This window comes from Streptomyces sp. NPDC029139 (assembly GCF_055564335.1).
Genome location: NZ_JBVHWN010000001.1, coordinates 234,496 through 254,302 on the forward strand (window position 1 = coordinate 234,496; position 19,807 = coordinate 254,302).

A 19,807-nucleotide genomic window follows, 5' to 3' on the forward strand; every position below is an offset into this window, starting at 1 on the left:
CCACGTGGACACGTGGGGGCCACCGTCTCGTACGACAGCGCGCGGTCAGGCGGCCGCGGCGGCGGTACGCGCCACCAGGGCGGCCATCTTCTCCACCGTCGGCTCGTCGAAGAGGTCGACCAGCTCCAGTTCCACCCCGTGCTCCTCGCGGACCAGTTCGGTCAGCCGGGCCGCCCGCAGCGAGTCGCCGCCGAGGTCGAAGAAGTTGTCGAGGACGCCCACCCCGTCCAGCTCCAGGACCTTGGTCCACAGTCCGTGCAGCGACTCCTCGAGGGCGCCGCTGGGCGCCTGGTAGGCGGTGTCGACGTCCGGGCGGGAGCGCGGCGGCTCGGGCAGCGCGGCACGGTCGATCTTGCCGTTGACGCTGGTGGGCAGCCCGCCGATGACGAATGCGGCGGGGACCATGAAGGACGGCAGCCGCTGGGAGAGACCGCGGCGGATGTCCCGTACGGAGGGGGCCGCACCGGTGTCGGGCTCGATGTACGCGGTCAGCTGCACGTCTCCCTGGCCGTCCTGCCGGGCCAGCACCGCGGCCTGCTGGACGCCGGGCAGCGTGGTCAGGACGACCTCGATCTCACCGAGGTGGACGCGGTTGCCGCGCACCTTGACCTGGTTGTCCGTGCGGCCGACGATCTCGATGCTGCCGTCCGGCCAGTACCGGGCGAGGTCCCCCGTGCGGTACATGATCGGGTGCCGTGCCGGGTCGATCGGGTTGGTGATCCACTTCTCGGCGGTGGCCTCGGGGCGGCCGAGGTAGCCGGCCGAGAGGCTGACGCCGGCGATGCACAGTTCGCCGACCAGACCCGGCGGCAACGGGCGCAGGTCCTCGTCGAGGACGTAGATGGTGACGTTGGTGGTGGGCCGGCCGATGGGCGGCAGCCTGCGGGCGCGTCCCTCCTCGCCGAGCCGCTCGCCCATCTCGGTGATGTCGCAGCTCGCGACGACGGTCGCCTCGGCGGAACCGTACAGGTTGATGAGGCGGAACGGCAGGCCGGCCGGCGGCCAGGACTGGATGCGCTCGCCGCAGACCCGGATGTTCTCCAGCGGGGTGTCGTCGGGCCACTCCAGCCGCCACAGGCGCTCGGCCATCGGCTTCATGAGGAGGGTGGTGGTGATGCCCTCGCGCAGGAACCACTCCTGGAGGCGGAACTCGGAGGCGACCACGGAGACGTCCGGGATGTGCACGGTGCCGCCGACGGCGAGCACGGGGAAGCACTCGACCTCGATCATTCCGTAGCCGGGGGCCGCCAGCCAGGTGCCCTGGGAGGCGCTGGACATGCCGCACAGCTCGCTCATGCTGTGGATCAGGTTGCGGGCGGCGCCGAAGCGGACCATGACGGCCTTGGGGGCGCCGGTGGAACCGGAGGTGTAGCAGATGTGGATCAGGTCGTCCGCGGCGACGGGCTCGCTGACCTCGGTGACCGGCTCGGTCCGCCAGTCGTCGGTGTCCAGGGCGAGGACCGGGGCGAGGCCCTCGACCTTCGACTCGTGGGCGGCCAGGGTGAGCACGGCGGCGGCCGAGGCGTCCTCGATCATGTAGCGGATCCGCTCCGCCGGGAAGTCGCTGTCCAGCAGGATCGCCGCACACGCCAGCTTGAAGCAGGCCAGCTGGGCGATCAGGCTCTCCGCGCTGCGCGGGAAGCAGACGCCGACACGGTCGCCGGGCTTGACCCCGCGGGCCGTCAGCCGGTGGGCGAGCTGGTTGGCCTGGTCGTCGAGCTCGCGGTACGTCAGCCGGGCGCCGGGCAGGATCACGGCCAGCGCGTCGGGGGTGCGCCGGGCGTGCTCGGCGACGCGCTCGTGGAAGAACGGCTGCGGGACCGGCCCGGCGGTGTCGTTCCACTCGACCAGGGTGCGGTGGGTCTCCTCGTCGGTGAGCAGCGCGATGTCGTGGACGGTGCCTTCGGGCGCGGCGGCCAGGGCGGCGAGCACCCGCTCCAGGTGGCGGGCGTACTGCTCGGCGGCCTGCTCGTCGAACTCCGCGCTGTCCAAGCTGAGTTCGAAGGTGCCGTCGGCCGGGGAGACGGCCAGGGTCAGGGCGGCGAGCGCCGCGCCGGCGGGGCGGCCGACGGTGGTGACGGCGGCGTGCGCGGGACGGCCCGCGGGCGCCTCGGCCGCGTCCGTGGCGCCGGCCCGGGCCACCGCCTCCAGGAGCTCGGCGGCGGTGGTGTCCCCGGCCACCCGTATCGCGGCGGACTCGACGGCGTCCGGGTGCCGTTGCCGTCCGACGAGGAGTTCCGTCTCGCCCGTGTAGCGGTGCACGAGCGCGGCCAGCGCGGCCGTCGCGTACTCCTCGGGGCGGGCGGCGGCGGGCGCCGGGACGGTGAGGGTGTGCCGGTGCGGCACGGCGGTCCGCGCACCGTCGAGCACGCGGGCCAGGGGCAGGGTCGAACTCGTGTTGACTGCCACGGTGTTGATTCCTCTCGGGATGTTCACGAAGTCGGATGACGGCGGGGTGCTCGCCTGCGCGGCGGCGCCCGCCGGGGGTGACGGGGATGTGGCGGAGAGTGCCGGGTGCCGGGGAGTGCCGGGCGGGACGCCGCGCACGGAGGGGGTGCGCGCGGCGGTGGGGGTTCCGGCCGGCGGTCCCCGGCGGTGAGGGAGCCGGGTGGGGGCCGGTCGAGGCTCGGCCGTGAGGGCCGGGCTCGGCGGTGGGGCCGGCTGTGCCGGGAGGGGGCCGGCGGGGATCGGGCCGCCTGGGGGCGGGCGGCGCGGCGGGGGTGGGTCAGGCCGCCTGGGAGCGGGCGGCGCGGCGGGAGGCTACCGCGAGGGCGAGCTCCTCGATCATGTGCGCGGTCTGCGCCCAGTCCACACAGGCGTCGGTGACGCTCTGTCCGTACGTGAGCAGGTCGGTGCGGCCGATCGTGAGGTCCTGCCGGCCGGCGGCGAGGAAGCTCTCGATCATGACGCCGGCGACTCCCTCCTCCCCGGCCGCGATGCGCCGGGCGATGTCGCCGGTGACCAGCGGCTGGCGCTCGTGGTCCTTGTTGCTGTTGCCGTGGCTGGCGTCGACGACCAGCCGCTGGGGGAGCCCGGCGGCGGCCAGCTGCGCCAGCACGTCGGCCACCGGCTCGGCCTGGTAGTTGGGTCCGGCGCTGCCGCCGCGCAGCACCACGTGACCGTCGGGGTTGCCCTCGGTGCTGACCACGACGGCCCTGCCGTCGTCCCCGATACCCGGGTAGACGTGCGGGTGGGAGGCGGAGACGATCGCGTCCACCGCGTCCTCGACGCTGCCGCCGGTGGCGTTCTTGAAGCCGATCGGCATGCCGAGGCCGCTGGTGACCTGTCGGTGGACCTGGCTCTGGACGGTACGGGCCCCGATGCAGCCCCAGGAGACGGCGTCGGAGAGGTAGTGCGGCACCAGCGGGTCGAGGAACTCGCAGGCGACCGGCAGGCCGCTGCCCGCGATCTGGGCCATCAGCCCGCGGGCCAGGCGCAGTCCGCTGGGCAGGTCCTGCGAGCCGTCCAGGCGCGGGTCGCTGAGCAGGCCCTTCCAGCCGACGCGGGTGCGGGGCTTCTCGACGTACACCCGCATGACGACGAGGAGCCGGTCCCGGTACTCGGCGCCGAGCGCGGAGAGCCGCTCGGCGTACGTGAGGGCGGCGTCCGGGTCGTGCACGGAGCACGGACCCGCGATGACGAGCAGGCGGTCGTCCTGGCCGGAGAGGACGCGGGCGATCTCCCGGCGGGCTCTCTGCGTGGTCTTGCGGGCGAGCGGCGGTAGCGGGATCTCCTCGCGGAGTTCGGCGGGCGTGGGCAGCCGGGCGGCGGCCGGGGCCGCGGCGAACGTGCCGGCGGCGGCGTTGGCGGAGGTGCGGACGAGGCTCATGTGCGGATGTCCCTTCCTGGGGTGGAGTGGCGGGCGGAGATCGCGGGCGACGGTCGCGCGCGAAGGGCGGACGGCGGTGCGGGCGGGTCGGTGGGCCCCGGCGCGGCGGGCCGAGGCGGTGGCCTCGGGCGGTGGGCCCGGGCGGTGGCCTCGGGCGGATGGTCGGGGCGGTGGGCCCGGGCGGATGGTCGGGGTGCCGGGCCGGGGGTCAGATCCCGTCGGCCGTGAGGACCGCGGCGGAGAAGGTGAAGCCCATGCCGGTGCCGATGACGAGGACGCGGTCCCCGGGGCTCAGCAGGTCGTTCCTCAGCAGGTGGTCGAGGCCGTACAGCTGGTCGCACGGGCCGAGGTGACCGATGGTCAGGCCCAGCTCGTGCAGCGAGTTGCGCGGGGCGATGTCCAGGTGCCGTACGAAGCTCTCGCGGTGCAGGGTCCGGCCGACGAACGGGGTCACCAGCCAGTCGATGCCGTCCGGCGCCACATCCGCCTCGCCGAGGGCGCGGCCGACCACGCTGCGGGTGCGCTCGACCGACCTGGTCTGCACGTCGCGCAGCGACACCTCGCCGGTGGCGAGGAACTCCCGGGTCCTGCGGCGCATGTCCGGCTGCTCCGCGGCGGGCGCGGTGCGGAACGGTTCGGCGCCGCGGGACAGCCCCTCCAGGACGGTGTCGGTCTCGCTGACCAGGGACCGCAGGCGCAGCCGGCCGGTGTCGCGGGTGACCACGGCGGCCGCGGCGCCGTCGCCGAAGACCATGCCGGGCGAGGTGTACCAGCGGTTGCTGGGCGGTGCGAAGCGGTCCGCGAGGGTGATCAGGGCGGAGGGCACGTCGGGGCGGGCGATGAGGGTGGAGGCGGCGACGTCGAGCGAGGCGAGCGAGCCGTTGGACCAGGCGGCGACGGTCATCGGCATGCTGTTGAGGGTGGGGCCGAGCAGCTCGCGGGCGATCCAGCAGGCGGCCGGCCACATGTCGATGCCCTGGAAGTGGCCGTGGCTGTGCAGGACGAGCGAGTCGGGGTCGATCCGCGCGCCCTTCTCGCCGGCCTCCTTGATCGCCTGCCGGCCCGCGGTGACCGCCATCTCCGGCGGCGCCTCGGCCGAGCGCGAGTAGCTGATCATGCCGGTGCTGGCGGCGGCGTCGGCCGAGTAGGAGCCGTCGGCCACCGCCTCGGCCACCGGCACGGAGTCACCGAGGGTGCCTCCGGTGCCGGCGATCCAGATGTTGTCGAAGCGCATCGGACAGGTCCTTTCCTGGGTGGACGCGGTGGGCGGGGCCGGCCGGGTCGAGGCGGTGCGGACCCGAACGTCTGTTACCGGTTATGACGTTATGCAGGTATCGGGGCGGGGACAACGGCCTGCCGATAAAGCTCCGTTACCTCTCCGAGCAGCCCGGAGACGATCTCGGCGAGCAGCTCGCCACCGCGCCGGGTCAGCACCGAGGCGGGGTGGAACTGCACCGAGGCGAACGCCGGACCGCGCAGCGCGTGCACCTCGCCGGACTCCTCGCGGAACACCCGGACCTGTCCGGGCCGGGCGGCCGGGCAGTCGATCAGGTCGCGCTCGGCGTGCGCGGCGAAGGTGTTGTAGAAGCCGACGGGTTCTGTGCGGCCGAAGCAGTCGATGTGCCGCTGGAGCCCCTGGGTGGGCAGCGGATGCCGTACGAGCGGGAGGCCGAGCAGCGTGCTCAGCACCTGGTGGCCGAGGCAGACCGAGAGGAACGGGATGCCCCGGTCGAGGAGTTCGGCGGTCACCTGCCGCATCCGCGCGATCTTGGGGTCGGCCGTGTCCCTCGGGTCGCCGGGGCCCGGCCCGACGATGACGAGATCGTGCGCGTCGAGCGCGAACTCCTCGTCGAACCGCTTCACCACGATCCGCAGCCCCTGGGCCTCCAGCAGATGGCGGGCCATCGCCGTGAAGGTGTCCTCGGCGTCGATCACGAGGACCCGCCGGCCCGCGAGTCCGGGCACCGGGCGGCTGCGCTCGGCCGGCGGCCGGAACCAGAAGTCGGCCAGCGGCTCGTTGCGGGCGGCCAGGGCCCGCAGCACGTCCGGGTGGGCCGCGAGGGCGGCCGCCGCCCCGGCCCGGCCGGCCGGAGCGCCCACCGGCGTGCGCAGCGCCTCGATGAGCCCCGCCGCCTTGGCCCGGGTCTCGGCGGCCTCGCCCGCCGGGTCGGAGTCGCGGACGAGGGTGGCGCCGACCGGGATGCGGACCTGTCCGGCCGCGTCGATCTCCGCCGTGCGGATGAGGATCGCCGAATCCATGCTGCGGGCGCCGTGCTCGTCCCGGCCGATGAGCGCGGCCACCCCCGCGTAGTAGCCGCGGCCCTCCGGCTCGTGACGGCTGATCACCTCGCAGGCGCTCTCCAGCGGGCCGCCGGTGACCGTGGGCGCGAACAGGGTCTCGCGCAGGATGTCCCGTACGTCGAGGGAGCTCTGGCCCTCGATGAGGTACTCGGTGTGGGCGAGCCGGGCCATCTGCTTGAGGGCGGGGCCGGTGACACGGCCGCCCAGGTCGCAGACCCGGCCCATCATCTTGAGCTCCTCGTCGAGCACCATGTACAGCTCGTTGGCCTCCTTGGGGTCGGCGAGGAAGTCGAGCAGTCCGGTCAGCTCGGGACCCTCCGCGGGGTAGCGGTAGGTGCCGCTGATCGGGTTCATCACGACCTGGCCGGCGTCCAGGCTGATGTGGCGCTCCGGCGAGGCGCCCACGAAGGTCCGGCCGCCGGTGTGGACCACGAAGGTCCAGTAGCCGCCGGGGTCGCGGCCCGCGAGCCGGCGGAAGAACGAGAGCGCGGTCCGCGCCGACCAGTCGTCGATCCGCGCGGTGAAGGAGCGCTTGATCACGAAGTTGGCACCGGCGCCCCTCCCGATCTCCTCGGTGAGCACCCGGAGCACCCGCGCCGCGTACTCCTCGTCGTCCGCGTCGAAGGACCCCTCGTCCATGGCGATCGGCAGGTCGGGCAGCGCGTCGAGGACCTCGTCGAGCGGCAGCACCGCCTGGTCCTCGACGTCCATCGTCAGCAGGGGCGCACCGTCGTCGGGGCAGGCGAAGCCGCGCTCGCGGATCTGCCGGTACGGCAGCAGGGCGAGGACCTCGTGCCGGGCGCCGCCGCCCGCCGGGGCGTCCGGCAGCGGGATGTCGGCGATCAGCTCCCGCTCGGCGGTGCTGCCGACGATGAGGTCGATCCGGTCGGGCCCGGTCGCGCCGGGCCGGTGCAGCAGGGCGAACGGCGGCGGGTCGGCGCCGAGCACCCGCTCGAGCAGCGGATGCGGGCGCGCGGGCCGCCGCGGGGTCGGGCGGGGGCTCATCGGGCACCTCCGTCCAGCGCGGCCAGGACCGCACGGGTGGAGACGGTGACCGAGCACCGGGAGGAGACGTAGGCGAGCGTCTCGCGGTGCCGGTCGGCGGAGAAGTCCGCGACGGCGTCGCCCACCACGAAGGTCTGGATGTCGTGGGAGAAGCCCTCGTGGGCGGTCATCAGGATGCCGACGTGCGCGTACACCCCACAGATCACCAACTGGTCGCGACCGGTCTCGCGCAGCAGGGCGAGCAGGTCGGTGCGGCAGAAGGCGCTGGGCCGCCACTTGGTGAACACCCGGTCGCCGGGGGCCGGCGCGATCCGCTCCGGGATGGCCCGGTGGTCCGGGTCGGCGCTCATCCCGGCGCCCCAGAAGTCCTTCAGCAGTCCGCGCTGTTCGTCCGTCATGCCGCCGGGCTGCGCGGTGTAGACGACGGGGGCGCCGACCTCCGCGAAGGCTCCGCGCAGCGCCTCGGTGTGGTCCATCAGATCGGTCAGCGGCTGGCGGCCCTCGTCCGGGCCGCCGAGTCCGAAGGGGCTCAGGAAGTAGTTCTGCAGGTCGTGGACGAGCAGCACCGCGCGGTCGGGGTCGACCGTCCAGGTCGCGGTGTTGCGCGGCAGCTCGTCCTCGGCCGGCATGGGATAGGAGTCGATCAGAGGAATCGCCATGGTGGCTCCAGGAATAAGAAGAAGGAGGGGGAAGGGGGGCAAGGGGCGCCGGCTCAGACGCCGAGGGCGGCGCCGCCGTCCACCGTCAGGCCGTGCAGGGTGATGTGCGCGGCCCGGTCGGAGAGAAGGAAGAGCACCGCGTGCGCGATGTCCTCGGGCTGGGCGAGCTTGCCGAGCGGAATGCCCAGGCGGTACGTGCCGGGCGAGCCCTCGACGGAGGGACGGGCCGCGTCGCCGTCGGCGTACATCGAGGTGAGCATCGGTGTCTCGGTGGAACCGGGCGCGACCACGTTGCAGCGGATGCCGTACCGGGCCAGTTCGAGCCCCAGCGTCTTGGTGAAGCTGGTGGCGGCGGCCTTGGAGGCCGCGTAGGCCCCCATGTTCCAGCGCGGGATGGCCGCCGCGTTCGAGGCGACCGTGACGATCGCCCCGGACCGGCGCGGCACCATCCGGTTGGCGACCGCCCGGCTGACGTGGAAGACACCGGTGGCGTTGACGGCGAAGGTGGTGTCCCAGTCCTCGTCGCTGTAGCCCGCGACCTCGCCGGTGCGGAGCACGCCGGCGGCGTTCACCAGATGGTCGAGCGGGCCCAGTTCACGCTCCGTACGGTCGACGGCGGCGTCCACCTCGCCGCTGGAGCGCACGTCCACGCCCAGCGGCAGGACCGACGCGCCGGCCGTCCGCAGCTCCTTGGTCAGGGGCTCCAGGGCGAGCGGGTCGGCGTCGAGCAGCGCGACGCGCGCGCCCTCCGCGGCCAGGGCCCGGGCGACCGCCGCGCCGATCCCGCCCGCCGCCCCGGTGACCAGGGCCGTCTTGGTGTTCATCGCCGTTCCTTCCGGTCGGTGGGGAGGGTCAGGCCGGCCTTGGCCAGCCTGCGGACCGCGAGCGTCTCGGTGCGCTGCCGCAGGCGGGCGGCGACCGCGTCGGCGTCCACTCCGAGGCAGCGGACGGTGAAGGAGCTCAGGGCCTCCAGGTAGTCGGCCTCCAGGACCTCCTCGTCCAGGCCGGTCGACCGGCCGTCCTCGATCAGGACCCGGCCGGCGACGACCACGGTGTCGATGTCCATCGAGCCGCCGAGGGCGAGGAAGCCCTCCAGCGGGCGCGGGTTGAGCAGGTAGCGCCAGTCGTCGGCCTTCACCAGGAGCAGGTCGGCCTGCTTGCCCGGCTCGAGGCTCCCGATCCGGTCGCCCTGGTCGAGCCCGCGGGCGGGCAGCCGGGTCGCCATGGCCAGGGCGTCGGTGGGCAGCACCTCGGTGGGGTCGGCGTACATCTCGTTGTAGATCTGCCAGGCCACCCGCATCGACTCGGCCATGCCGCCGATCGGCATGGCGGCGCCGTCGGTGGACAGCGAGACGTCGAGTCCCGCCCGGCGGAACTCCGGGAAGAGCCGGGTCTCGGTGAGGGACGCCTCCCCTGCGGGCCCGTACTTGGCCGGCGAGTGGCTGATGTGCGCGCCCGCGCCGATCAGCAGGGCCCGCTCGCCCGCGTCGGCGAAGGCGCAGTGCACCGCCATGAACCGGTCGGAGAGCAGACCGAGGTCGGCGAACCGGCGCACCGGGGTGGACCCGTGGTACGCGAGCATCACCTCGGCCTCGTTGCGCAGCGCGCCGACGTGGGCGGCGAACGGCACGTCGAAGCGGGCGACCAGTTCGGCGAAGCCGGCACCGAGTTCGTCGGTCATGTTGGTGCCGTACACGGCGGTCGGCCAGGCCCGGACGAGCCCTTCGGGGTCCGCCTCGCAGTCGATCAGGAGCTTCTCGATGCGCTGGAGCTCGCCGTCGGCGTCGCGGGTGCGGCGGAAGCGGGTGTCCCCGGGGGCGCAGACCGCGTCCGAGGCCCAGGTGCTCACCGTGACGCGCATCCCGAGGTCGCGGGCGGCCCGGGCGAGCGCCTCCGGCTTGTTGAGGGAGCCGACGTCGCCCAGGGTCGTCACTCCGGAGCGCAGCTGCGTCCACATCGAGTACCGGGCGATGGCGAGCGCCTCGTCCGGCGTGAGCCGGTCCACCTGGCCGTGGAAGGAGTCGAAGATGACGGAGATCTGCGGGACGTCGCCGCCCAGCGCCATGAACACCGGCTTGTCGTCGCGGTCGGAGGCGTCCCGGAGCGCGCCCTTGAAGGGGAAGCGCATCGCGAACATCTCGTGCCAGTGCGGGTTGACGAAGCCGGGCAGGATCATCCGGCCCCGGGCGTCGATGGTCCGCAGTTCGGCGCGCTGTTCGGGCCGGACGTACGCCTCGACCTCGGCGACCGTGCCGACGGCGATCACCACGCCGTCCTCGGCGAGGACGGCGCCGTCGGGGACGACGCGGTCTCCGGCGTCCGCCGGGTAGAGGCAGCCGCCCTTGACCAGCAGGGCGCTCATCACGCCACCTCCGTCGTCCGGGCGTTCCAGGCGGCCGTGAGGTGGCGGTACCAGTCGTCGAGGGTGGGGGCGGCGGCGAGTTCGGCGAACTCGGCGGGCAGGCCCTGCCTGCGCCAGCGGGTGACCAGGCGCATCATCTCCAGGGAGCCGAGCCCGAGGTGGACCAGGTGGGCGTCACCGGGGACGGTGTCGGGCTGTGCACCGAGGACGGCGGCCACCTCCTGGCGGAGTTCGTCGGCGGAGAGCGGTGAGGTGCGCGGTGCGGTACGTGCGGCACGTATGCCGGCCATGGCGGTTCACCTTTTCTGTGAGGTCGAGAGGGACGGGACGGGCAGGGCCTCGGGCGCGGGCACGGCCTGGGGCGTGGCCTCGGGCCGCGGGGCCGGGGTCCAGTGGCGCGGCAGGGAGGGGTCAGCGGCGGCCGCCGCGAGCACCTTCTTGTCGATCTTTCCGAGGGGTGTCAGCGGCAGGTCCGGTACGAACTCGGCGCGGTCCGGCAGCTTGTAGTCGGCGAGCCCGCGCGCGTGCAGGGCGGCCTTGAGGTCGGCGAGTGTGGGCAGGTCCCCTCCGCCGTCGGCCTCGTCGCCGTCGGGGCGGCCGACCAGGAAGGCGTAGATCCGCTCGCCGAGGAACTCGTCCGGCACCGGCACGACGGCCGCCGCGGCGATCCCCGGGCAGCTGACCAGGTGGGCCTCCACCTCGCCCGCCGCGATCTTGTCGCCGCCGCGGATGACGACGTCCTTGAGCCGGCCCTGGACGATCAGGCGGCCGTCCTCGGTGAGGCTCGCGAGGTCGCCGGTGCGGTAGAAACCGTCGCCGGTGAAGGCGCGGGCGTTGTGCTCGGGGGCTCGGTAGTAGCCGCGCAGGGTGTACGGGCCCCGGGTCAGCAGCTCTCCGGTGACGCCGGCCGGCACCTCTTCGCCCCGCTCGTCGACGATCTTCACCTCGTCGGCCGGCGACACCGGCCGCCCCTGGGTGTGCAGGACGGAGTGCGGGTCGTCGTCGGCGCGGGACATCGTCAGGAGCCCCTCCGCCATGCCGAACACCTGCTGGAGCCGGCAGCCGAGTTCGGGGGTCACGCGCGCGGCGAGCTCCGGTTCGAGCCGGGCGCCGCCGATCTGCAGGACCTTGAGACTGGACAGGTCCGCGTCGGACCACTCGCGCTCGTCCAGCCACAGCCTGGCCACGGTGGGGACCACCGAGGTGAGGGTGACGCGTTCCCGCTCGATCAGCGTGAAGCAGTCGTCGGCGGTGGGGTCCGGCGCGAGGACGACGGTGCCGCCGGAGGCGAGCGTGCCGACCACTCCGGGGCAGCCCCAGGTGAAGTTGAACTCCACCGGCAGCGCGGCCAGATAGACGTCGTCGGGGGTCAGTCCGGCGAGGGCGGCGATCGTACGGGTCTGGTAGGCGTAGTCGTCGTGGGTGCGCGGGATCAGCTTGGGCAGCGCGGTCGTCCCCCCGGAGAGCAGGAAGAAGGCGACGTCGGACGGGTCGTTGGCGGGCAGCTCGGCCGGATCGGCGTCCACGGAATCCAGCGGGACCACGGCCGGCGAGCCGCTCACGCTCTCGCCCTGGGCGAAGATCCTGCGCAGCGCCGGCAGTTCGGCCGCCATCTCCAGGGCCAGCGCGGTGTGGTCGAAGCCGCGGAAGACGCCGGGGACGACGTAACCGGTGGCTCCCGACAGCTCGCACAGGTGCCGGATCTCGTTCGACCGGTGGGAGGTGAGCGAGAACACCGGCTTCGCGCCGGCCCGGAAGAGCGCGAACGCCACTTCCACGAACTCGGGCACGTTCGGCAGCTGGAGCACGATCCGGTCCCCCGGCTCCACCCCCTGCCGGACGAATCCGGCGGCCCTGCGGTCCACCCGGTCGGCGAGCTCGGTGTAGCTGATGCGGGTCTCGCCGGCGACGAGCGCGGTGGCGCTGCCGTACGTCTCGGCCCAGGCGCGGGGCAGCGACCCGAGGTCGGTGCCGTTCCACAGCCCCTCCCGGCGGTAGCGCTCGGCCGTTTCGGCCGGCCAGGGGGTGCATCCTTCGAGCATCACTGGTCCTCCTCCTGAGGTGCGGTGGCGTTGTCGGTGCCGGCGGCCGGCAGATAGGGCGCGGTGATCTCCACGACCGCGCAGGCGACCTCCATGCCGGGGCCCGCCGCGAGCAGCAGCACGCGGTCCCCGGGGGCGACCTCGCCCCGCGTCCACAGGCGTTCGAGCCCGATGAACGGGTCGGCGGCGCCGACGTGCCCGATGTGGCGGGTGAAGTCCCAGGTGCCGTGGACGGCTTCGACGTCCAGCGGATCGAGGTAGATGGTGTGCAGGGCGCCGTCGGCGTACCCGGTGTGGCAGATCCGCGCGACCTTCTCCAGGTCGGTGTCCGCCTCCTCCAGGGCGCGGTCGACGGCTTCGGCGACCACGTCGCCGAGGTGGACCTTCGGCGGCGCGGCGCCCTCGGCCCAGCGCCGGCGCCAGTGGTCGCTGCGCTCCTCGAAGTTGAGCGAGCGGCCGACGGTGATGCCGGGCGGGAAGAGCTCCTCGCCGCCACGGTGCAGTTCCTCCATCGACGGGGCGGAGACCGCGCCGACCGACAGCAGCCGGGCGAAGCCGTCCCGCCGGGAGAGGACGGCGGCCGCGCCGCCGTCGGCCAGCAGGAACAGCCGGGAGGAGTTCCAGCGGTCGACCAGGGGTGCGGAGAAGTTGTCGGCCGCGGTCAGCAGGACGGCGTCCTTGCCGTCGTCGGCGGTCAGCCGGTGCGCGGCCATCTCCAGGGCGGTCAGCATCCCGAGGCAGCCGGGGCCGACCTGGGCCGCGCCGATCGGCCGGTCCAGGGTGCGGTGCAGGACGTAGTGCGGGGCGGACCAGCCGTCGGGCCCCTGGTGATAGGTGGCGCAGTGCAGCAGCGCGCTGTAGTCCTCGGGGGTGAGTCCGGTGCGGCCGGCCCGGCGCAGGGCGGTCCGGGCGGCCCGTACGGCCATCTCGGGGGCCGGGAGTTCCCCGGCCACCCGGACGGCGAGCATCCCGGACGCCGCGCGGTGGGCCTCGTCGTACCAGCCGTTGGCCACCGCGTCGGCGGTCGTCACCTCGTCGGGAAGCCAGCTGCCGACCCCGGCGAGGTAGAGCTCGGCGGCGACCTTCATCGCGTACCGTCCGCTCCCGCGCCCGCTCCGGCACCGGCGGGCACGAGGAACCGGGCGACGCTGTCGAGCTTCTCGCAGGTCTCCTCGAACTCGCGCTCGGGCGTGGAGTGGCCGACGATGCCGGCGCCCGCCCGCAGCCAGGTGCGGCCGTCCTTGCGGTAGGCGCTGCGGAGCACCAGGGCCGCGTCCATCGCGCCGGTGTGGTCGACGGTCAGGACCGCGCCGCTGTAGAGGCCGCGGGTCTCCGGCTCGTGCCGGCGTATGGAGTCGTACGCGGCCGCCTTCGGCACTCCGGAGGCGGTGACGGCGGGGAAGACCGCGCCGAAGGCGTCCCAGGCCTCCCGGCCGGGGGCGAGCTTGCCGGCGACCCGGGAGGCGAGGTGCTGGACGCTGCCGCGCTCGCGGATGGCCATGAACTCCGGGACCTCGACCGAGCCCTCGACGCAGACGTCGACCAGTTCGTCGGCGCCGACCTTGACCGAGATGGCGTGCTCGTAGACCTCCTTGGGGGAGCCGAACAGGTCGGCGCGCAGGCCCTCGTCGGTGAGCAGGTCGCCGGTGAGGGCGCGGGTTCCGGCGAGGGGCTGGCTGACGACATGGCCGTCCTCGGAGACCTGGACGACGATCTCCGGGCTGAAGCCGATGGCCTCGGTGCCGCCCAGGTTGAGCATGAAGGAGCGGGCCGGGTTGTTGCCGCGGCGGCCGGCCACGTAGGTGCCGGTCAGGTCGACGTCCTCGTCGACCTCGACGACGCGGGACAGGATGACCTTGTGCAGCTGTCCGGAGTTGATCTCGTCGACGGCGAGCCGCACCGCCTCGCGGTACTGGGCGCCGCCGGTGGCGTGCACGTCCAGCGGCCGGGGCTGTCCGTCGAGGGCAGGGCCGGGGTTGGCGACGGTGGTGAGGAGCGCGTCGAGGGTGGCCTGGTCGGCGGCGCGCAACAGGGCGTGACCGGCCTCGAAGCGGACTTCGGCGCGCGGCACGACGAGGTGCATCAGCCGGCCGTCGCCGATGTCGTCCAGGGCGCCGTCCTTGGCGTAGGACAGCTCGAACGTGGCCCAGCCGTAGGCCCGCCAGTACGGCACGGTGACGGTGTCGAGCAGCTCGGACACCAGGCGCAGGGGCTGGTCGCTCCAGGGGCGGAAGGCGTCGGGGACGTCCTCCTGGGTCAGCCGGGCGCCGGTGCGGTCCAGCGTCAGCTCGGCGCGGACGCCGCCGGCGTAGGCCCAGTTGCCGCCGTTCTCGTAGACGACGTACGACTCGTGGAGACCCGAGTCGGCGAGGCGGGCCGCGACGAGCAGCGGGTCCTCGGTGAGCTGGAGCTGGGTCTCGAAGTAGTGGCGCGAGGCGATGGGGCTCATCTGAAGGTTCCTCCTCCGTAGCTGTTACCTTCAAAAACGATACGGAGGTAACAGCACGGGCCCCAGGGTTCCTTGATTAGCCCTTCTGATCGGAGTGCGAACCGACGCACGGCGCGGCGCGGGCGAACCGTACGCACAGCGAAGGGCCGCGCGGCATGCCCTCTGCCGCGCGGCCCCCTGAGCTGCCCCCGGTCGCTACTTCACGTTGACCGCGGCCCAGGCCGCGGCGACCGCCGTGCGCTCCGGGCTGCTCGCGCCGTAGAGGTCGGCGGCCGCCTGGAGCGTGGCCGTACGGGCGCCCGCGTAGTCCGTGGACGAGGTCATGTAGGTGGACAGGGCCTTGTACCAGATCTTGTACGCCGCGACCCGGCCGATGCCGGTGACGGTGGACCCGTCGACGGTCGGGGAGTTGTAGCCGACCCCGTTGATCGTCTTGGCGCCGCTGCCCTCGGAGAGCAGGTAGAAGAAGTGGTTCGCCGGGCCCGAGGAGTAGTGGACGTCCAGGCGGCCGAGGTTGCGGTCCCAGTAGTCACGGGAGTTGCCGTCGCGGCTGGGCTTGTCCATGTACCGCAGCGGGGTGCCGTTGCCCCGGATGTCGATCTTCTCGCCGATGAGGTAGTCGCCGGCGTCGGAGGAGTTGTTCGCGAAGAACTCGACCGAGGTGCCGAGGATGTCGGAGGTCGCCTCGTTGAGGCCGCCGGACTCGCGGCTGTAGCGCAGGCCGGCGGTGGCGGAGGTGAGGCCGTGGGTCATCTCGTGGCCGGCCACGTCGATGGAGGTGAGCGGCTTGGCGTTGCCCGCGCCGTCCCCGTAGGTCATGCAGAAGCACTGGTCGGACCAGAAGGCGTTGACGTACGCGTTGCCGTAGTGGACGCGGGAGTACGCGGCGACGCCGTCGCCCCGGATGCCGTTGCGGCCGAGTTCGTTCTTGTAGAAGTCCCACGTGACGGCGGCGCCGTAGTGGGCGTCCACGGCGGCGGTCTGGCGGTTGAGCGGCGTGCCGTCGCCCCAGACGTCGTCGGCGTCGGTGAAGAGGGTGCCGGTACCGCTGGTGCCGCCGTTCAGGTCGTACGTCTTGTGGCCGCCGCGGGCGGCGTCGGTGAGGGTGTACGAGGGGGCGGTGCCGAGGGTGACGTCACCGGCGTACTGGCTGTGGCCCGTGCCGGTCTCGATGGCCTCGTAGGCGTACAGCTCCTTGCCGGTGGCCGCGTCGGTGACGACGTGGCGCTCGCTCGGGGTGCCGTCGGCCTGGACGCCGGTGACGACGGTCTCCCAGGCGAGGGTGGGCTTTCCGGTGGCGGCCCAGATCACCTTGCGGGCGGAGGTCGCCGCCGGGGACTTCGCCTCGGAGGCGGCGACGGCCGACTTCTCGGCGGTCGCGGCGGAGACGGCGGCGGCCGTGCCGGGCACGGATATACGCGCGGCGGTCGCCTTGGTGGTGGAGCGGGCACCGTTCTTCTTCTGGTGCACGACGAGGTCGCCGCCGAGGACGGGGAGACCCTCGTAGGTGCGCTCGTAGCGGGTGTGGACCGTGCCGTCGGCGTCCTTGACGACGTCCCGGACGACGAGGCCCTCCTGGCCGGACAGGCCGATCGCCCTGGCGGTGGTGGCGGCCTCGGCCTGGGCGCCCTTGATCGCGGCGGCGCGCTCGCCGGCGGAGAGGACGAGCGCGGTGGCGCCGGCCTCCCGGTCGGTGGCGGCGCCGGCCGGGCCGCCCTGGACGCCGACGACGACCATGGCGGCCGAGGCGAGCAGGGCGGCGGCACGGGCGGTCGTCCGTGCGGCGGGACGGGCGGTCGTCCGTGCGGCGGCGCGGTGGTGCGAGGACTGGCGGGTCACGCGGGCTCCTTCGCTGAAGCTGTGGGGGGTGGCGCGGCAGCGAGCGTGCCAGCGAAAGAGCCTTTTTGACAGGTCTGCAACAAGGATTTGACCATCCGTTGTCCGGAGGGCGACCAGCCCTGTCCGTTATGCGACCGATTCGGCCTGCTTAGATGCCCTCATGGGAACGCTTCTTTACGTCACCGATCTCGGCTACCAGGCGCGGGGACGGCGCTACTGCGACGAGGACATCTGGCTCTCCGGCCGGCTGCGTGAGGAGTTCGGCGTCGCGCTGTGCCATCCGCTCGACGCGGCCGCGCTGATGGACCGCTTCGACGCCGTCGTCGTGCGCAACAGCGGCCCCGTCATCCACTACCAGGAGGCGTACGACGCCTTCACCCGCGCCGCGCGCGAGGCCGGGGTACGGATGTTCAACTCCCTCTCCGGCAAGGGCGACATGGCAGGGAAGGACTATCTCCTGCGGCTGTCGCGGGACGGATTTCCGGTCATTCCCACGGCCGGGCGGCGCGAGGAGTTCGCACTGCTGCCGGAGGCCGCGGAGTACGTGGTGAAGCCGCTGCTCGGCGCCGACTCGGTGGGCCTGAGGTTCGTGGAGGGGGCGCGGCTCGGGGAGGTCGACCCGGCGGGGATGCTCGTCCAGCCGCGGATCCCGTTCGCCTACGAGGTGTCCTTCTACTTCGTCGGGCGGGACTTCCGGTACGCGCTGTACGCACCGGACCCGGAGGCCCGCTGGGTGCTCGAACCGTACGAACCCACGCCTGCGGACCTGGAGTTCGCCCAGCGCTTCGTCGACTGGAACGACCTGGAGCACGGCATCCAGCGGGTCGACGCCTGCCGGGCCCCCGGCGGGGAGCTGCTGCTGGTGGAGCTGGAGGACCTCAACCCGTATCTCTCCCTCGACCTGGTGGGAGAGGCGGAACGGGAGGCGTTCGTCGGCGCCGTGAAGGGATCACTGCGGGAGCTGTTGAGGTAGCCACCGGGCCGGACACCCGAGAGCGCGGATGTCCGGAGGCCCGAGACGCCGGACGCCCGGATGTCCCGCCGCCCGGGAGGCCGGACGCGCGGGAGGCCGGGCGCCCGAGAGCTCGGACCACCCCAGGCCCGGATGTCCGAGGCCCCGGGGCCCCGGACGCCCGAGGAGCCGCCCCGGGCCCCGCTCCTCACGCCGAGCGCTTGCGGGGCGTCGCCTTCTTCGCCGTCTGCTTCTTCTCCGCCGCCGTCTTCTTGGCGGCGGACTTCCCCGTCGCCGTGCTCTTGGTGGTGGCCGTGGACTTCTTCGCGGCCGTCTTCTTGGCCGCCGTCTTCGCCGTCGACTTCCGCGCGGGCGCGGCCGTCTTCTTGGCGGCCGTCTTCGCCGTCGACTTCCGCGCGCCGGTCTCCTTGGGCGTCGCCCGCGAGCCGGACGAGCGCGCCGTCAGCTCGGTCACCCCGGCCATTCCGCCCTCTCCGCGCGCCTCCTTCGCGGCGCGGACACTGCTCTCCAGCGCCGCCATCAGGTCGATGACCCTGCCGCCGCCCTCCCCCTCGGGCTTCGGGGGCGCCACGGCCTCGCCGCCCTCCGCCTTCGCGGCGATCATCTCCTCGACCGCCTCCCGGTAGTCGTCGTGCAGCGTGCTGATGTCCACCTCGCCGAGCGTGGCCATCAAGGCGTCCGCCAGGTCAAGTTCGGCCTCCCGGATCGCGACGGGGGTCTCCGGGGCCACCCCCTCGGGGGCGCGGATCTCGTCCGGCCAGAGGAGTCCGTGCATGGCGATCACGTCGTCCACGACCCGGAGCATGCCGAGCCGCTCCCGCCCTCGCAGCGCGTACTTCGCGACGGCGACCTTGTCGCTGCGCTTGAGCGCCTCCCGCAGCAGGGTGTACGGCTTGGCGGCCGGCACGCCGCTCGCGGAGAGGTAGTAGGCGGCGTCCATCTGGAGCGGGTCGATCTCCGTGGACGGCACGAAGGCCACGATCTCGATCGTCTTCGCCGTCGGCAGCGGCAGGGACGCCAGGTCGTCGTCGGTGATCGGGATCATGGTCCCGTCGGCGTCCTCGTACGCCTTGCCGATCTCCGCCTGGGAGACCTCCTCGCCGTCGAGCTCGCACACCTTGCGGTAGCGGATGCGGCCGCCGTCCTCGGCGTGGATCTGGCGGAAGGACACGGACCGGCTCTCGGTGGCGTTGACCAGCTTGATCGGGATGCTGACCAGCCCGAAGGAAATGGCGCCGTTCCAAATGGATCGCACGTTTCATCCCTTTCGCCCGAGATTTCCGGATTCATGCGATTCTCATCGTATGACGCCGATCACAGAGGTGGAGGGGCGGCGCCTGGCGCTCAGCAACCTGGACAAGATCCTCCACCCGGCCACCGGGACCACCAAGGGCGAGCTGCTGCACTACTACGCGACCGTCGGAGCCGCGTTCCTCCCCCATCTGCGCGACCGGCCGGTGTCCTTCCTGCGCTATCCGGACGGTCCCGACGGGCAGCTCTTCTTCACCAAGAATCCGCCGCCCGGCACACCCGGCTGGGTGAAGACCACCCCGGTACCGCGCTCCGACGACCCGCGCGCCCGGCAGGTGATGGTCCAGGACCTGCCCTCGCTGATGTGGGCGGCGAACCTCGTGGTGGAGTTCCACACCCCGCAGTGGCGCTCCGACTCCCCCGCGGTCGCCGACCGGCTCGTCCTCGACCTCGACCCCGGGCCGCCGGCGACGGTCGTGGAGTGCTGCCGGGTGGCGCTGTGGCTGCGCGAGCGGCTCGCGGAGGACGGTCTGGAGGCGTACGCGAAGACCTCGGGCGCCAAGGGCCTGCATCTGCTCGTACCCCTGCGGCCGACGCCGTCGGAGGAGGTGTCGGCGTACGCGAAGAGGCTCGCCGTCCAGGCCGAGGCGGACCATCCCGCCCTGGTCGTGCACCGGATGACGCGGGCCCTGCGACCGGGGAAGGTCTTCGTCGACTTCAGCCAGAACGCGGCCGCCAAGACCACCGCCACGCCCTACACCCTGCGGGCCCGGCCTCTCCCGACCGTCTCCGCGCCGGTGACCTGGGAGGAGGTGGAGGCGTGCGAGGCGCCGGAACAGCTCGTCCTGCGCATGGACGACATCGCGCCCCGTCTGGAGCGGTACGGGGACCTGCTCGCGCCGCTCTTCGACCCCGACCGGGCCGGAGACCTGCCCTGACCCCGCACGCCCCCTTCCCCTCCTCCCCGGCGCCCCCCTCGCCCCGCCCCCGCACCCTCACCCCGCCCCGTCCACCCCGCACCCGTCGCACCCTCACCCCACCGTCCACCCCGCGCCCGTCGCACCCGCGCCCCCGGCTCCCGATCCGCGCCCGTCGCA

The 19,807-nt window shown here is 73.3% G+C and carries 15 protein-coding genes; 2 read left to right on the forward strand and 13 right to left on the reverse strand.

Translation table 11 applies throughout. The features are described from left to right. Positions 1-45: 45 nt before the first annotated feature. The 12 genes from ACZ4VW_RS01010 to ACZ4VW_RS01065 all read right to left on the reverse strand — a co-directional run bounded on the left by ACZ4VW_RS01010 (position 46) and on the right by ACZ4VW_RS01065 (position 16,486). Positions 46-2,409 (reverse strand): non-ribosomal peptide synthetase, encoded by a 2,364-nt coding sequence (locus ACZ4VW_RS01010; RefSeq protein WP_467957040.1) that lies wholly within the window; start codon positions 2,407-2,409, stop codon positions 46-48. A 316-nt stretch (positions 2,410-2,725) separates the two neighbouring features. Continuing rightward, positions 2,726-3,829, reverse strand: coding sequence for a 3-deoxy-7-phosphoheptulonate synthase (locus tag ACZ4VW_RS01015; protein ID WP_467957042.1), 1,104 nt, complete (start codon positions 3,827-3,829; stop codon positions 2,726-2,728). A gap of 208 nt (positions 3,830-4,037) precedes the next feature. Next, complete coding sequence (locus tag ACZ4VW_RS01020) at positions 4,038-5,063, reverse strand: ketoacyl-ACP synthase III family protein (protein WP_467957045.1); 1,026 nt, start codon at positions 5,061-5,063, stop codon at positions 4,038-4,040. Between the two features lie 89 nt (positions 5,064-5,152). Further along, a complete protein-coding gene (locus ACZ4VW_RS01025; protein ID WP_467957047.1) occupies positions 5,153-7,135 on the reverse strand; it encodes an anthranilate synthase family protein in 1,983 nt (660 codons plus the stop codon). Further along, positions 7,132-7,794 (reverse strand): isochorismatase family protein, encoded by a 663-nt coding sequence (locus ACZ4VW_RS01030; protein WP_467957049.1) that lies wholly within the window; start codon positions 7,792-7,794, stop codon positions 7,132-7,134. The genes ACZ4VW_RS01025 and ACZ4VW_RS01030 overlap by 4 nt, the downstream gene beginning before the upstream one ends. A 53-nt stretch (positions 7,795-7,847) precedes the next feature. Beyond that, a complete protein-coding gene (locus ACZ4VW_RS01035; protein WP_467957051.1) occupies positions 7,848-8,618 on the reverse strand; it encodes a 2,3-dihydro-2,3-dihydroxybenzoate dehydrogenase in 771 nt (256 codons plus the stop codon). Next, complete coding sequence (locus ACZ4VW_RS01040) at positions 8,615-10,156, reverse strand: amidohydrolase family protein (RefSeq protein ID WP_467957053.1); 1,542 nt, start codon at positions 10,154-10,156, stop codon at positions 8,615-8,617. The genes ACZ4VW_RS01035 and ACZ4VW_RS01040 overlap by 4 nt, the downstream gene beginning before the upstream one ends. Continuing rightward, the gene (locus tag ACZ4VW_RS01045; protein WP_467957054.1) at positions 10,156-10,446 is read right to left on the reverse strand and encodes a phosphopantetheine-binding protein; all 291 of its coding nucleotides are present in this window, start codon (positions 10,444-10,446) and stop codon (positions 10,156-10,158) included. Before ACZ4VW_RS01045 ends, ACZ4VW_RS01040 begins: the two co-directional genes overlap by 1 nt. A gap of 6 nt (positions 10,447-10,452) precedes the next feature. After that, positions 10,453-12,198 carry a (2,3-dihydroxybenzoyl)adenylate synthase gene (locus tag ACZ4VW_RS01050; RefSeq protein ID WP_467957056.1) on the reverse strand — a complete coding sequence of 582 codons (1,746 nt, stop codon included), beginning with the start codon at positions 12,196-12,198 and terminating at the stop codon, positions 10,453-10,455. Next, a complete protein-coding gene (locus tag ACZ4VW_RS01055) occupies positions 12,198-13,286 on the reverse strand; it encodes a ketoacyl-ACP synthase III family protein (RefSeq protein ID WP_467957058.1) in 1,089 nt (362 codons plus the stop codon). The genes ACZ4VW_RS01050 and ACZ4VW_RS01055 overlap by 1 nt, the downstream gene beginning before the upstream one ends. Beyond that, positions 13,283-14,647, reverse strand: a complete 1,365-nt coding sequence (locus ACZ4VW_RS01060; RefSeq protein WP_467957060.1) for a salicylate synthase — start codon at positions 14,645-14,647, stop codon at positions 13,283-13,285. The genes ACZ4VW_RS01055 and ACZ4VW_RS01060 overlap by 4 nt, the downstream gene beginning before the upstream one ends. Before the next feature lie 195 nt (positions 14,648-14,842). Then, positions 14,843-16,486 (reverse strand): M4 family metallopeptidase, encoded by a 1,644-nt coding sequence (locus ACZ4VW_RS01065; RefSeq protein WP_467957062.1) that lies wholly within the window; start codon positions 16,484-16,486, stop codon positions 14,843-14,845. 160 nt (positions 16,487-16,646) lie between these two features. Between ACZ4VW_RS01065 and ACZ4VW_RS01070 the strand changes: the two genes are divergently transcribed. Then, the gene (locus ACZ4VW_RS01070; protein WP_467957065.1) at positions 16,647-17,459 is read left to right on the forward strand and encodes an ATP-grasp domain-containing protein; all 813 of its coding nucleotides are present in this window, start codon (positions 16,647-16,649) and stop codon (positions 17,457-17,459) included. A 187-nt stretch (positions 17,460-17,646) separates the two neighbouring features. On the opposite strand, the gene ku is transcribed toward ACZ4VW_RS01070, so the two are convergent. Further along, the gene (gene ku, locus ACZ4VW_RS01075; RefSeq protein WP_467957067.1) at positions 17,647-18,714 is read right to left on the reverse strand and encodes a non-homologous end joining protein Ku; all 1,068 of its coding nucleotides are present in this window, start codon (positions 18,712-18,714) and stop codon (positions 17,647-17,649) included. Positions 18,715-18,763: 49 nt separating this feature from the next. On the opposite strand from ku, the gene ligD reads away from it, so the two are divergent. After that, complete coding sequence (gene ligD, locus ACZ4VW_RS01080) at positions 18,764-19,648, forward strand: non-homologous end-joining DNA ligase (protein ID WP_467957069.1); 885 nt, start codon at positions 18,764-18,766, stop codon at positions 19,646-19,648. Positions 19,649-19,807: the final 159 nt, after the last annotated feature.